This is a genomic window from Paenibacillus sp. NPDC058177 (assembly GCF_042883835.1).
Taxonomy (GTDB): domain Bacteria; phylum Bacillota; class Bacilli; order Paenibacillales; family Paenibacillaceae; genus Paenibacillus_AQ; species Paenibacillus_AQ agri.
Map to the genome: position 1 here is coordinate 320,718 of NZ_JBHVVB010000004.1, position 14,915 is coordinate 335,632.

The 14,915-nt window shown below is 51.8% G+C and carries 12 protein-coding genes; 11 read left to right on the forward strand and 1 reads right to left on the reverse strand.

Annotation, left to right across the window (positions count from 1 at the left end; genetic code table 11):
• Positions 1 to 55 precede the first annotated feature (55 nt).
• The 9 genes from ACFVU8_RS18610 to ACFVU8_RS18650 all read left to right on the forward strand — a co-directional run bounded on the left by ACFVU8_RS18610 (position 56) and on the right by ACFVU8_RS18650 (position 10,160).
• Complete coding sequence (locus ACFVU8_RS18610; RefSeq protein WP_175370756.1) at positions 56 to 451, forward strand: Fur family transcriptional regulator; 396 nt, start codon at positions 56 to 58, stop codon at positions 449 to 451.
• Between the two features lie 250 nt (positions 452 to 701).
• Entirely contained in the window at positions 702 to 2,690 is a 1,989-nt protein-coding gene (locus tag ACFVU8_RS18615; RefSeq protein ID WP_387429211.1) for a methyl-accepting chemotaxis protein, read from the forward strand.
• 87 nt (positions 2,691 to 2,777) lie between these two features.
• Positions 2,778 to 3,590: a uroporphyrinogen-III synthase gene (locus ACFVU8_RS18620; RefSeq protein WP_387429214.1), complete on the forward strand. Its 813-nt coding sequence runs from the start codon at positions 2,778 to 2,780 to the stop codon at positions 3,588 to 3,590.
• Between the two features lie 204 nt (positions 3,591 to 3,794).
• A complete protein-coding gene (locus tag ACFVU8_RS18625; protein ID WP_387429216.1) occupies positions 3,795 to 4,433 on the forward strand; it encodes a ThuA domain-containing protein in 639 nt (212 codons plus the stop codon).
• A gap of 106 nt (positions 4,434 to 4,539) precedes the next feature.
• Positions 4,540 to 4,887, forward strand: a complete 348-nt coding sequence (locus ACFVU8_RS18630) for a phasin family protein (RefSeq protein ID WP_175370753.1) — start codon at positions 4,540 to 4,542, stop codon at positions 4,885 to 4,887.
• Positions 4,888 to 6,558 carry an AarF/UbiB family protein gene (locus tag ACFVU8_RS18635; protein WP_379466506.1) on the forward strand — a complete coding sequence of 557 codons (1,671 nt, stop codon included), beginning with the start codon at positions 4,888 to 4,890 and terminating at the stop codon, positions 6,556 to 6,558.
• Between the two features lie 489 nt (positions 6,559 to 7,047).
• Positions 7,048 to 8,844, forward strand: a complete 1,797-nt coding sequence (locus ACFVU8_RS18640; RefSeq protein ID WP_387429218.1) for a DEAD/DEAH box helicase — start codon at positions 7,048 to 7,050, stop codon at positions 8,842 to 8,844.
• Between the two features lie 187 nt (positions 8,845 to 9,031).
• Positions 9,032 to 9,907 carry a M15 family metallopeptidase gene (locus tag ACFVU8_RS18645; protein ID WP_387429221.1) on the forward strand — a complete coding sequence of 292 codons (876 nt, stop codon included), beginning with the start codon at positions 9,032 to 9,034 and terminating at the stop codon, positions 9,905 to 9,907.
• 79 nt (positions 9,908 to 9,986) lie between these two features.
• The gene (locus tag ACFVU8_RS18650; RefSeq protein WP_387429223.1) at positions 9,987 to 10,160 is read left to right on the forward strand and encodes a hypothetical protein; all 174 of its coding nucleotides are present in this window, start codon (positions 9,987 to 9,989) and stop codon (positions 10,158 to 10,160) included.
• Between the two features lie 531 nt (positions 10,161 to 10,691).
• Here ACFVU8_RS18650 and ACFVU8_RS18655 read toward each other — a convergent pair.
• Complete coding sequence (locus ACFVU8_RS18655; RefSeq protein ID WP_387429226.1) at positions 10,692 to 11,609, reverse strand: AraC family transcriptional regulator; 918 nt, start codon at positions 11,607 to 11,609, stop codon at positions 10,692 to 10,694.
• 141 nt (positions 11,610 to 11,750) lie between these two features.
• On the opposite strand from ACFVU8_RS18655, the gene ACFVU8_RS18660 reads away from it, so the two are divergent.
• Together ACFVU8_RS18660 and ACFVU8_RS18665 are read left to right on the forward strand one after the other, a co-directional pair.
• Complete coding sequence (locus ACFVU8_RS18660) at positions 11,751 to 14,216, forward strand: glycoside hydrolase family 38 N-terminal domain-containing protein (RefSeq protein ID WP_387429228.1); 2,466 nt, start codon at positions 11,751 to 11,753, stop codon at positions 14,214 to 14,216.
• 180 nt (positions 14,217 to 14,396) lie between these two features.
• Positions 14,397 to 14,873, forward strand: coding sequence for a glutathione peroxidase (locus ACFVU8_RS18665; RefSeq protein WP_175370411.1), 477 nt, complete (start codon positions 14,397 to 14,399; stop codon positions 14,871 to 14,873).
• Positions 14,874 to 14,915 lie beyond the last annotated feature (42 nt).

Below are 14,915 nucleotides of genomic sequence, written 5' to 3' on the forward strand. Positions count from 1 at the left end.
CGTATCGTCTTTAATACTTATACTTGATCTAAAAATAAATAAGAGGATGATCGAAATGAGAAACCTTAATCTGACTTCTCAACGGCAAGCCGTTTACGATATCGTTCGGAATTCGCATGATCACCCAACTGCTGCTGAGGTAATGAACCGCCTGGTGGAACAGGGACACAATCTTGCTTATGGCACAGTCTATAACTCCCTTCGTTATCTGTCTGACAAGAAGCTGATCCAGGAGCTAAAGCTCGGGGAATCGGCAAGCCGATATGATGCGAGAATGGATGATCATCAGCATATTATATGCGAGGTGTGCGGGGCGGTGGATGAAGTGATGAGCCACGTTCCGGAAGAATGGATAAACGAAGTGGCCAGCGAAACAGGGTATACCATTGGGCATGCCCATGTCGTATTCGGCGGAATTTGCCCAAACTGTAAAGGGAAAAGAACGAATTAAGAAAACAGGGACTTTCGTCCTTGTTTTTTTTGTGTTCAAGATATTATTCATATAAGAAAAGACCGCTTTCATTAAAGCGGTCTTTTCATTTTTTATAGGAGTATTCTGAAGAAATATATGAGAATATTCAAGAGGATGAGAAGGGAAAAAGACTGTGAAAGCTGAATTATATTTATATACATAAAGTTGTTATTAACTTCAAGAGCATACCTACTTAAGACCCAGATGAAAGAGAGAGTGATCACACCTCATGAACGAAAATACGGTTATCTCCATCCGTACAAAGCTCGTTGCCACCTACATGCTTGTGCTGCTGGTGCCAAGCATGATTATTGGCTGGCAAACTTATCAATCAGCCAGCCGTGAAGTGGAAGATCAATTAATAAATAACGCGAAGGAGAGCGTAGGAGCGGTCAACAGCATTATTAATGCCAACATACAGTCCAAAATTAATGATATTGAATACTTTGCCAGACAGCTGAAGGCAGGTGATATTAACAGCGAAGCAAATGGTGAAGCTTCTTCAGGGATTCAGGCCAGGTTAAAAGAATATGCGGCGCTGCATTCGGATGTGCTAGATATTTATGTGGGAACAAGCCGGGCCAAGGCGCTACATGCCTCTGAATCCAAGCTGCCGGATGACTATGATCCACGCAAGGAGAATTCCTATGTCAATGCGTTGAAGAACAGCAAGGGGGTAGTGATCTCCCCGGCTTTCCAATCGGCCGACAAAGAGAATGTCATTGCCATCTCTGCCGTATTGGAGAGCGGTGATGGTGTTGTAGCCCTGAATCTCAATTTGGCCGAACTGGGCAAGCTGACAAGTCTTAAGGTAGGGAAGGAAGGGTATATCCTAATTATGGATAGTAGCAAGAAGTTCCTGGTCCATCCTACAGAGACGATTGGCGCAGAATCCGGTGCTGATTTTGTGAAGAAGATGTTCGAAACAGAGGAAGGTTCCTTCGATTACGTCCATAAGGATGATAACAAGAAGATGACCTTTATGGTCAACGAGCTGACGGGCTGGAGAATCGGGGGCACGATCAGTATGAACGAGGTTAGTGATGTAACAACGGCTATCCGCACTACAGCCACGTTGGTTATCATTGGCTCTGTCTTGGTAGCAATGGTACTTGTCTATATTAATGTGCATTCCATACTTCAGCCGCTTCGCCGATTGAGAAAGGCCACAGAGGTGATCGCCGAGGGTGACTTGTCGAAGAATATCGACGGCTACCGGATGGATGAGGTCGGCGTGCTGGCCGGAAACTTCCAATCCATGGTGGTCAATCTGCGGAGCATGATCGTTGGTGTACAGGAGATGACGGACAATGTGTCTTCCTCTGCCGAGGAACTGACTGCGAATGCAGAGCAGACCACAAAGGCTATTGAGCATGTGACTATCGCAATCCAGGAGGTGGCGGGGGGAACGGAGCGTCAGGTTAACAGCGTACATAAGGGCATGGAGAGTGTGACAGCAACAGCCAGTGAAGTGATGGGGATCTCGGAGGTTATGGAGCAGGTGTCTGCAATGATGGATAAAACCTCAGTGTCTGCTTCGGAAGGCGGCGATTCGGTTATTAGTGTCGTGGACAAAATTAATAGCATCCACGAGACAGTGGAAGAGCTGGGCGGCGTGATCGACAAGCTCAATAGCCGCACTGATCAGATCACCGGTATTGTGGGGGTGATTAAGGGAATTGCCCGTCAGACCAACTTGCTGGCGCTGAATGCCTCCATTGAGGCCGCAAGGGCGGGCGAGCAGGGCCGTGGGTTTGCTGTTGTGGCCGCAGAGGTGCGCAAGCTGGCGGAGGAATCAGAGCAATCGGCGACACGAATTGCCGATCAAATCACTTCCATCAATGGGGAAATGACGCAGGCTACAATCGCTATGGAAGCTGCTAAAGAGCGTGTATCGGAAGGGATTCTGGCGGTCGATACGACAGGCCGATCCTTCTCGCGTATCCGCAGAGCAGTTAAGGGAGCTGCGGAGAAAATCGAAGTGATGGGTGGAGCTGTCCGTACACTCACCTCAGAAACTGACAGTATGGAAAAGGCGATTGCCGAAATTCGCCTGATCACTGGTGAAGCTGCTGTCAGCACAGAGACAATCTCCGCTGCCGCGCAGGAGCAGTTGGCTTCTGTGGAGGAGATCGCCTCATCGTCCGCGGATCTCAGCCATCTGGCCGAAGAGCTGCAAAAGCTGGCAAGCCGTTTCAAGCTGGATGAACGGCGGTAGTCAATAATCCTTCTTTCCATCTCCTGGTATTTACAAGTATACTGATAAGCAAAATAACAGGGTTATGATAAGGAGAGAGCAGATTTCATGGCAGAGCAATTAAAAGGTCTCACCATCGCCCTCGCCGGTGCGCGTAAGGCCGAGGAAATGACCAAGCTGGTACAGAATATGGGTGGAACGGCGCTGCTGCGTCCTGCCCAGGGAACCGTATTTCTGGATGATGATGCGTTGCGTGAAGGCCTGGAGGGCTGGATTGCCAGCCCTCCTTATCTAGTGATTCTGACTACGGGCATAGGGCTGGAGGCGCTGTTCACCATGGCCGGCAGCATGGGGCTGGAGGAACGTTTTCAGGAAGTCTTGTCAAGCTCCCTTATTGCCGCCCGGGGTTATAAGACCGTTAATGCTTTGAAGAAGAGAGGGCTGGTCCCTGTCGCTCGCGACGATGATGGCAGCAGTGTTGGTCTGATCCGGGGCATGGAAAGCCTGGATCTGCAGGGCAAAGACGTTTTGCTGCAGCTTCACGGTGATCCGGCACCCGTTCTCACCGAATGGTTGGATACTGTTGGAGCCGTAACCCGTCAGATCCTGCCGTACCGCCATACCCCTCCCGAGCCTGGTGAGCTGGACAGGCTACTGGATGAAATTGTGACCGGAAAAGTAGATGCCGTGGCCTTTACCAGTGCGCCACAATTTCGGTTTCTCTCTCAATTTGCGAAGGAGAAGGACAAGCTGGAAGCACTGCGGGAGGCTTTTGAAAAAGATGTGCTTGCCGTGTCGGTCGGGCGTATTACCTCTGCCGCACTTCAAGAAGAGGGGATTACGCGGATCGTCATGCCAGAACATGAGCGGATGGGCAGCATGTTCGTAGAGCTTGGCCGCTACCTGGCTGCGGGCCGTTAAGTCTGCAGAGGGCAGCAGGCGGCCCGAAGAGAAGGCTGGTCTAGAGAGCATTTTTGCCGCAATCAAGGGCGGAAATGCTTTTTTAACTGGAGGACGAATATCCGGAAAAAGTCCGTTATGAATGGACATCCCGGGAGGTTTTCCTTAGAATAAAGGGAACGCATACCAATTACACCAGACGAATAAGTAAGGAGGAGTGCACCTATGGACAAAAGAAAATGTCTATTACTTGGTGACTACACCCATCCCCGTTTCCATCCCTTGCAGGGAGTGGATCAACAAATCGGTGAAATTTTGCATGAATTGCTGACGGTTCAATGTTCAGAGAATAAGAAACTGTTGCTGAGCGAGCATTTGGCCGGCTATGACTTATGTATTGCTTATAATGAATTATGGAATGAAACGGTGTCACCCCAGCAGACCGCAGGGCTACTAAGCTATGTGAGCGGTGGCGGCGGACTCATTGTTCTGCATACCGGCGTATCTCTGGCAAAGCGCTATGAGCTGGCCCAGTTAATCGGTGGGAGATTCACCACCCATCCGCCTTATGGTCCCTTGAAATTCCGTGTGCAGCAGCATGATATTACAGAGGGAATTGAAGATTTTGAACTGGATGAGGAGCCATACCGCTTCGAATTTGATCCTTTTACTGAGAAAACTGTACTTCTGGAATATGAAGCCGATGGTGAATGGCTACCTGCTGCATGGTGTCACCGCTTTGGTCAAGGACGAGTTGTCTATCTGATGCCTGGCCATCATGAGCCTACGTTCCGGCATCCGGCCATCCGGGAGCTGATCCTGCAGGCTGCAACCTGGGCTGCACGCATTCCTCATACTTCTTAGAGAATAAAGGTCTCGTCGTTCCTTTTGTGAATTCGCTGCTCAGTGGGGTATACTTTAACCATGACTTCTGTTTACAACAAAACGCAATCTTTGGGAGGAAAGTGCCATGAGTGATTTGTTTAAAAAAGCGATCTCTTTAGGAGTGGGCCTCACCATAGTCAGCAAGGAAAAAGTTGAGAAGGCAGTGGAGGATCTTGTGAAGCGCGGAGAGCTTGCACCTTCCGAATCGAAAGCATTAGTCGATCGGCTTATCGAGCGGGGAGAGGAAGAACGCGGCGTATTCAAGTCAGCCATACAAGAACAGGTACAACGTGTATTGAATGATCTGAAGGTGCCGTCACACAAGGATATTGAAGCCCTTGAGGCCAAAATAGCCGGACTGGAGCATCGCATAGCGGCGCTGGAGGGCATTTCCCGGTTAGAAGGAACTTTACCGGAAACGCGTAACGAATAAATGGCGGTCCGCATCAGGCATGCTGGACGTTATCGGGCGATTGCCATGGCGCTTATGCGTCATGGCTTTGGTTATATGGTCGAGGAACTTGGACTCTACCATCTTCTATCCCTCCCGCGCCGTCTGGTCACACAGGAGGTTCATGAAAGTGTAACCCTCGGGGAGCGGATCCGCCGGGTGCTGGAGGATTTGGGGCCAACTTTTGTCAAGTTGGGTCAGCTCGCCAGTACCCGCTCCGATCTGCTGCCCGATTCCATTATTCAGGAGCTGGTGAAGCTCCAGGATCATGTGCCGCCGTTCTCGGCGGACACGGCCCGATCCATTGTGGAGCAGGAATTGGATCAGCATGTGGACGAGATCTTTCAATCATTTGAATATAAACCGCTTGCCGCTGCTTCCATCGGTCAGGTTCACCGTGCTGTACTGCACGATGGGGTGACTGTTGCAGTCAAAATCCAGCGTCCTGGCGTGCTGCGGACGATGAGTCGTGACCTGGAGATACTCCGCGACCTGTGCGCTCTGGCAGAGAGGCGCATGGACTGGGCCAAGCAGTATGGCCTGTCCCGCATGGCGGATGAGTTCTCCAGGTCTTTGCTGGGTGAGCTGGATTATAGCCAGGAAGGGCGCAATGCTGAGAAAATAGCAGGTCAGCTCGAACAACACGAGGCGATTTACATCCCGGAGATTTATTGGGATTATTCTTCAACAAGGGTGCTGACCATGGAGTACGTGGAAGGCATTACCTTGAACCGCCGCCAGGAATTGCTGGACAAGGGTGTCAAGCTCAAGGATGTCGCACAGCAGCTTGTAGAGACGATGCTGAGCCAGGTATTCATTCACGGCTTTTTCCACGCCGACCCTCATCCCGGTAACGTGATGCTGATGGAGAACGGGAAGCTGGCTTTGATCGACTTCGGGATGGTTGGCCGGCTGAGTGATCAGATGCGGGAGCATTTATCCGCGCTAATTATCGCCCTGATGCGCAAGAATACAGAGGCGATGGTGCGGGCAATTCTCAAGCTGGGCGTGATTCCGGAGAGTGCAGACCGGGCGGCGCTGCATAACGATGTCGACCGTCTCCGGGATGAATATTATGATGTTCCTTTCAATCAGGTCAGTATCGGCAAGGCGCTGAACGATCTCTTCGGCATTGCCCGCAAACATCGATTGGTGATTCCGCCGGATCTGGCAATACTGGGCAAGACGATGCTGACTATGGAAGGGGTCGTCGGGAACCTCGACCCTTCTTTCAGCATTGTCCAGATGGCCGAGCCTTTCGGCAAGCGGCTGGCCAAAGAGCGTTTTACCGGTAGCCGGATCCAGCGCAAGCTGTGGGACGGCGTAGCAGACCTGGCAGAGAGTCTGATTGAGCTGCCGGCACAGGCGCGTCAGCTCTCAGCGCTGGTCAGCTCGGGTAAGCTGAAGGTTGAGGTTGGACTGCCTGAATTTCAAGCCCTCCAGCGCAAGCTGGACCGGATCGGCAACCGGCTGTCCTTCAGCATCGTGCTGCTGGCCTTTAGCATCATCATGGTGGGGCTGATTATAGGCTCGGCGATGCGGGGCGATCCTTCGCATCTGTGGGATTTCCCTACGGTGGAGATTGGTGCAGTGGTGGCCCTGCTGATGTTCCTGTGGCTGCTGTTCTCGATTTTCAAGTCGGGCAGGTTCTAGCGAGTTGAAGCAAAGGCTGCCATTTGGGGTATATTAATAGGGCAGGCTAATGAATCAGGAAATATTCTTGTCCATTTTCACCACAAAGAGCTGAGGATCAAGTACAATATAGAGGAACTTTCTAAGCCTAAGCTGGATTCTCATGACGAAAGTGTTGAATATAAAGCAATGGAGTGCCGTCTGAACTGTCCGGTGACTAGCTGCCCTTTAAGAAACCGAACCTTGACGACTCCGCTATGGTGATCAAGGATACATTGGGACGGAAGGGCTCCGGTGACGGAGTTCTTCCGCTTTTTGTTTGAAATATAAGAATTTATATGTTCTACACTATAAATTATCCTTATATTTCTCGCTGAAACGGATACCGTCCCTTAGTGGACGGCAAAGCCGTTTCTACTTGAATAGGGATGTTGCGGAAGGTCTGAAGTTTAGGAAGCGAAGAGATGCTGAGAAGTATCAATATTTTGTAGAAACAGTGAGGTGGAGAATTTGCCGGGTTTTAAAGATTTGGGAGTTTCAGAGGTGTTGACTGGACTTCTTCAAGGACAAGGAATTGTCCAACCGACCCCCGTACAACAGGAAGCAATTCCGCCAGTTGTACAGGGATTGGATGTCATTGCACGGGCTAAGACAGGAACAGGGAAGACCCTTGCGTTCCTGCTGCCGATTCTAGACAAGATCTATGTAGAGCGGGCTTATCCGCAGGCGCTAATCCTGGCTCCTACACGTGAGCTGGCTTTGCAAATTACAGAAGAGGCACGCAAGCTGGCGCGTCACACAGGCGTCAAAATCCTCGCTGTATACGGCGGCCAGGATGTGGAGAAGCAGCTCCGCAAGCTGGAAGGCGGCCGTCACCTGATTATTGGAACGCCGGGACGTCTCTTGGACCATTTGCGCCGGGAGACACTGGATCTCAGCGGGGTGAAAATGCTCGTTCTGGACGAGGCGGATCAAATGCTGCATATGGGCTTCCTGGAGGATGTTGAATCCATTATCACAGCGGTGCCTTACCGTCGTCAGACGATGCTGTTCTCGGCAACTATGCCAGATCCAATTAAGCGTCTTGCAGCCAATTATATGAAAGAACCCCTGGATATCGTGATCAAGAGTGGTTCGCCGATTCCGCTGGACAATATCCGTCAGCAGGTAGTGGAATGCTCTGACCGGAACAAGGAGGAAGCATTGCAAGCCTTGATCGAGCGGGACCGTCCGTATTTGGCGATGATCTTCTGCCGGACTAAACGCCGGGTGTCCAAGCTGAACGAGACATTGCGGCAGGCTGGTTACGAATGTGATGAGCTGCATGGTGATCTGTCTCAGGCGAAGCGTGAAGCGGTGATGAAAAGATTCCGCGACGCCAAGCTACAGCTTCTTGTCGCTACAGACGTAGCAGCCCGCGGTTTGGACGTTGAAGGCGTAACGCATGTCTTCAACTATGATATGCCGCTGGATGTAGACAGCTATATTCACCGGATCGGGCGGACAGGCCGTGCCGGTGGCAAGGGCTTAGCCATTACCTTCGCTTCGCCGCGTGACCATCAAGGGCTCGACATGATCGAGCAGGGCATCTCGCAGCGGCTTGATCGCCGTCGCTACGAGAAAGACGAGTTCGGCGTCGGCGAATTCTCCGCCGCTGCACCAAGCGGCGGAAACCGCCAAGGTAACCGCCGTGGTGCTGAATCGGTACGGGCCGGTCGCGGACCGAAGACCGGCGGCCGTGGCGCAGCCCGCAGCGGCGGAGCGCCGCGTGCGGAGGCTGGTGCGCGTCAAGGCGGCAGTGGCCGCGGACGCGCTAAGGAAGCTGCCGTGTGGGAACAGCCGGCAGCTGGCTCCCGCCCGAGCCGCAGCGCCCAGGGCGGCAGTGGCCGCGGACGCGCCAAAGAAGCTGCCGTGTGGGGACAGCCGGCAGCGAGCTCCCGCCCGGGCCGCAGCGCCCAGGGCGGCAATGGCCGCGGACACGCCAAAGAAGCAGCCGTGTGGGAACAGCCGGCAGCCAGCTCACGCCCGGGCCGCAGCGCCCAGGGCGGCAATGGCCCGCGGAGCGGCTACAGCGCTAGTGGACCGCGCAGCGGAAGCCAAAGCGGTAACGGCGATAGTGGCTCGCGTGGCGGAAGCCGGAGCGGCTACGGCGGTAATGGCTCGCGCAGTGGAGGTCAGAGTGGCTACGGCGGTGGTGGCTCACGCAGCGGAGGCCAGAGCGGCTATGGAGGCAATGGCTCGCGTAGCGGAGGCCGTAGCAATAGTTCCGGCGGCCGTAAAGGCGGCGGGCGTGGCTCATCCAGATAAAGGCGATGGACAGGCGTAAGTAAACCTTGTTACCATAGTGCAGTTGGCGTTTACGCTGACGACTATGGTAATATTTTTTTGGGAATATAACAGATTACAGTGTGTCTAATTCTTCTTAATGAAACATTTCCGGTGATTTGCCGGTCTAATAGAGAAGAAAACGGGTTTAGGAGGGAGAAGTAGAAAGATGTCCAAAAAAGTAAGAGTCCTGTTCTTATTCATCATTGTCATTGCTATCGGCTGGGGGATCGGTAAATATACGATTCCTTCGGCCTCAGAGGAACAGGGGGCGGCAGTCAATCAGCAGGATGACCTTCAGGGTCAGCCTGCGGCTTCGCCTAAGCCGACGGAAATTCCGGGTGATGAAGGATCGGACAAGCCGGATAACGCTGGCAACAGTAACACAAATGGAGGAGATGTACCTGCAGTTTCGACGGACCCGGTTGTTCCGGGGAACGGTTCCTCTGAGCAAACGGCTGCCAAACCGGACAGCATTACGGTGATGGTGAACAAGCAGTACGGACTGCCGGACAATTACAAGCCGGAGGATCTCGTCTATCCGAATGTGCGGTTTACGTTCAAGGAGAAAATTGAGAAGCGGATGATGCGCAAGGAAGCGGCCTCGGCGCTGGAAGAGTTGTTTGCTGGTGCGCAGAGAGATGGCGTTTATCTGGCGGGTGTCTCCGCTTACCGTTCCCAATCCACACAGGTGAGGCTGTTTAACAATTACGTCAAACGTGATGGTGAGGAGAAAGCGCGCAGATACAGCGCTGTTCCAGGCCATAGCGAGCATCAGACCGGACTAGCTATTGATGTGACGAGCAGTGACGGGAAATGTGCGGCTGAAAGCTGCTTCGCTGGTACGCCTGAAGCCAAATGGTTAGCTGAACATGCAGCGGAGTATGGGTACATCATCCGCTATCCGGAAGGCAAGGAGAACATTACCGGATACATGTATGAGCCATGGCATATTCGTTATGTCGGCAAGGAAATAGCGGCTGATATTGTACAGAGCGGTGTTACGCTGGAGGAATACTATAACGCGGTTCCGGTGTCGCAATAGGCATGGATTTCGCATGATGGAAGGGGATGTCCCATAAGCCATAGGCTTACGGACATCCTCTTTTGCATGGTCTGACCTAATGAGATGGATGATGGTAGCTGGCCGGGGGCTGTTAACTTGTGCGTCTTGGCTAGTGACTCGTGAGAGGTACCCCGTAACCCGCAACAGGTACCCTGTAACCCGTAACCGTAACCGTAACCGTGACCGTGACCGTGACCGTAACCGTGACCGTGACCGTAACCGTAACCCGTAACCCGTAACAGGTGCCCCGTACCCCGTGGTTTAGAATAAAGGCAATTCGGTACCTTAATTAATGGTGAAATCGCTGTATTCGCGAAATAAGTGCAATATTGTACCTTAAATTCACGAAAAAGGCTCTTTTTCAAACTAAGATGAGAATTAACATACGATTTTGCACTTAATTCCTTAAATTACACGTATAGATAGAAATTAAGGTACATATTTGCCTCTATTTCTCATCTTCTTGATCTTCTAGGCCTAGACCAATTGTTCATGAGGAAAAAAGGAGTGTCCCATAGACCAAGGAATAGCTCTTGTGTTGCTTGGGTCAATACGCAGAGCAGCGATTCTCTAATAACAGCAGAATCGCTGCTCTGTTGGCTATATGGTTTTGCGAATAAAAAGAATCCGTCACCGCGCGTAGACAGCTCGCTTTCGGGACAGCGTCCTTGCGTCGTTTTAGTAAAGTTTATCTCTTGAATTATAGCCGCCGTGAGAGATTCCTTTCAATTTCACCGCATTGTGGTGTCAGTAGGCGAGTGATCTAATCCCCAGCTTCTTCTATTGGCAGTCGGAGTTGCTCTTTTCGATAGCTCAGCGGGCTTTGTCCATAGCGTTTTTTAAAAGCCCTGCTGAAATAACTGAGGTCGGCAAAGCCGGCTTGTTCTGCCGATTCTGAGACAAGGGCGTCTGGCAGGCGAAGCAGTTCGGCCGCTTTTTCCAGCCGGATCTGATTCATCCGTTCCACAATGGTATGCCCTGTAAGCTTCTTGTATTGCCGGGACAGATGGCCGTAGCTCATATGCAGCGATGCAGCCAATTCCGCGACACTCAGGCGACCCCCCTGATAGTCCTCCAAGTAAATCTCCACTTTTCGTACCAGCGGGTCCTGATAGGTTCTGGTTAACCCCGATTGTCCCTCCATCGATTGCTGAAGGGTGCAGAGTTGTTCGAGCAGTCCGACGAGCAAGAGCTGGAGTCCAAGCTCTGAACGCTGCAATGCAGCTTCGCGAAGAAAATGAATCAGCATGGCTCCGAAGCCAGCTTCATCACGGTAGGAGCCGGGCTTCCACTTTTGGAGCCGGAGTAACCGTGCATACAGTGAACCTCCGGGCACATTCTCCTCAGCACCTTCTGCACGCCGAATCCGCCACCGGAAACAGAGACCCTCATGCGGATTCCCCTTAGTATACGTATGAGAATGGACCATCCCCGGGGGAATAAGGAAGAACTCATTGGCCTGCACACAGATGGAATCTCCGCCGAAATGCGTATCCAATCGCCCGGTCAGCACATAGTTGAATTCGAACCAGGTGTGGGCGTGGGGCGGACATTTGCTGGCGGTACCTATTTGTTCAAAAATGATATCTACCCATTCAATAATGACATCCATCACCTGTATTTCTTCGCATAAGCGATTGAAAACAGGAGGAAGAGCGCTTTTCCAGTCGTTTAGTTCCATTTTAAATTATGGCTTCTTTCTTTTTTGAATACATTATATCATAATTGGACAAATATACGTGTGTTTTGGAAATGTACGCAGGCGTCTTACGGCCTCACAATGGAAGGGAGAAGATGACCTTACTTAAGGAGGCGGCAAGAGATGAAAAAACTGCATTTGCTCAGCAATGCCCACCTGGACCCTGTATGGCAGTGGGAATGGGAGGAAGGGGCGGCAGCAGCTGTATCAACCTTTCGCGCAGCGGCGGAGTTTTGCGAGGAATTCGACGGTTATATTTTTAATCACAATGAAGTGATTCTCTATAAATGGATCGAGGAGTATGAACCCAAGCTGTTTGCACGTATTCAGCGGCTGGTGAAGGAAGGCAAGTGGAGAATCATGGGCGGTTGGTATTTGCAGCCCGATTGCAACATGATTTCCGGGGAGTCTTTCGTTAGGCAGATCTTGCTGGGCAAAGCCTATTTCCGGGAGAAATTTGGTGTGGAGCCGACAACTGCGATCAATTTTGATTCGTTCGGACATACCCGGGGACTGGTGCAGATCCTTGAACAAGCTGGATATGATTCGTATATCTTTATGCGTCCTGATGAGATGGATGCCCTTCCAGCGGGAGATTTCATTTGGGAAGGCTATAATGGCTCGAAGGTGATGGCCCATAAGATCGAAGGCGGCTATAACACCAATATGGGCAAAACCCGTGAGAAGATCGAGCGCTGGCTGAGTGATCACGAAGACCGGGACACAGGACTTGTGCTCTGGGGAGTAGGCAACCACGGCGGAGGTCCATCCCGCATCGACTTGACCCAGATTGGAGAGCTGATGGCGGAGCGGAAAGATTTCGAGATTATTCACTCCACGCCGGAGGCGTATTTCGAGGATTTGCGAGCGGCTGAGCTGCCGTCCTTTGCGGGTGATCTCAATCCCCGATTTGTGGGCTGCTACACTTCCATGATTCGCATTAAGCAGAAGCACCGTCAATTGGAGAATGAGCTGTTTATGACGGAGAAAATGCTGTCAGCAGCGGCGCTTCAGGGCTTGCTGTCGTATCCTTCTAACGATCTGTATGAAGCGTTGTGTGACCTGCTCACTGCTCAGTTCCATGATATCCTGCCTGGAACATCGATACAGCCGGCGGAGGAGGCTTCACTGCGACAGATTGACCATGGACTTGAGATCGTGGCACGCCTGAAGGCTAGAGCCTTCTTCGCACTGGCTTCGGGTCAGCCCAAGGCGGCGCTGAAAGAATATCCGATCCTGATCTATAATCCGCATCCGTTCCCGGTGAAAGGCATTTTTGAATGTGAATTTATGCTGGAGGACCAGAACTGGAATGAAGAGTTCTCAATGCCTCAAGTCTACAGAGATGGGCAACTGCTCCCGTGTCAGCCGGAAAAGGAGCTCAGCAACTTGAATCTGGACTGGAGAAAAAGAGTGGTCTTTGAGGCCGAGCTTGCTCCTTCCTCGATGAATCGTTTTGATGCCCGGATTAAAATGTTGGCGGAGAAGCCGCTTCCGCAGCTCACAGAGCAGGACGGGGCCTTCCGGTTTGAAACTGCTGATCTGAGCGTGGTCATTAACGCTGCAACAGGGCGGATGGATGAATACTCCGTCAAGGGCGTTTCGTACCTGCGTAAGGATGCATTTGCAGCGTTGGTCCTTGCAGACAATGAAGATCCATGGAGAATGGACACCACTGCTTTTGGCCCTGTAGAGGGCAGGTTTGAATTGATGAATGAAGAAGAGAGTGGTGTATTCTCCGGGTTGAAGAATCCGCTTCCGGCGGTACGGGTCATTGAAGATGGCGCGGTACGCACGGTGATTGAATCGGTGCTGACATACGGCAATTCCCGCATTTGTCAGCTCTACAAGCTGCCGAAGCAGGGAACCGAGATTGAAGTCGAGCTGCGTGTCTACTGGAACGAGAAGGACAAGATGCTCAAACTGTCCATCCCTACTGTTCTGGAGCAAGGGGACTTCCTTGGTCAGACGGCCTTTGGGGTCAATCCGCTGGATCGGGAGGGCAATGAAACGGTGGCCCAGAAGTGGATTGCAGTGGAAGATGCAGCACAGAACATGGCGGTTACTTGTATCAATAACGGAATTTACGGCGGAGATTTCCGTCAAGGCGAGGTCCGTCTGTCGCTGCTTCGGGGCGCAGGATACTGTGCTCATCCGATCGGAGACCGTCCGATTATGGTACAGGATCGCTTCCAGCCGCGGATGGATCAGGGTGAGCGCAGCTACACCTTCTGGCTGAATGCGGGAGAGCTTGCAGATCCTAGAGATCAGGTGGACCGGGAAGCGCTGGCTCATAACGAACGGCCTTACGCATTGTCATTCTTCCCGTCAGGAGAGGGTGAGCCGCTGGAATCCTTTATCGTACTGGAAGATGAACGTATCCAGCTCAGCGCTTTCAAAAAAGAGGAGCAAGGCGACGGTTACATTCTGAGACTGTTCGAGCCGACTGGCTCTGGAGGCTCCACTACCGTCAGTATCCCTTCACTTGGCATCCGCAGTGAAGTCAGCCTACAGGGATTTGAATTCAAGACATTCCGTATTCAGTCTGATCTGGGTACCTTTGAGGAGATTCCGCTCTGCGAACGATAATGTAATAATGGTTGTGCCAGCCGCCGGACGGTCCTTATGGACCGCTCGGCGGCTTTTATTTGCCTAAGGATTACAGTGATGTGATACACAATCGAGGATAGATATGGCGTACTTTTGTATTCGGACCGGAATAGGAGTAAAATATAGAAAACCAATGAATTTTGAGAGGATGGTAGCACAATGTCGATCTACAGTTTTGCCGGGGTTACGCCTGCGGGCAAGGAAGTACCGTTCACGGAATATGAAGGCAAGGTGCTGCTGATTGCCAATACGGCCAGCAAATGCGGGCTGACTCCGCAGTATGGAGAGCTGCAAAAGCTGTACGAGCAGTATGGAGAACAAGGGCTGGTAGTTTTGGGCTTTCCCTGCAATCAGTTTGCCGGACAAGAGCCAGGAACTAGTGAAGAGGCAGCAGAATTCTGCCAGATTAACTATGGTGTGTCCTTCCCGGTATTTGCCAAGGTAGATGTCAATGGACCAGAAGCCAGCAAGCTCTTCGAGTATTTGAAGGAACAGCAACCTGGTGAGGGCGAGAGCAGTGACATCCAGTGGAATTTCACCAAATTCCTCGTTGACCGTAGTGGCAATGTGACCGCTCGCGTTGAGCCGAAAGAATCGCCTGAGACGATGAAGGACAGCATCGAGTCCTTGTTATAAATCTTGAGTAAGCAAGAAATTTTGGAATCACATGTTCTCCCG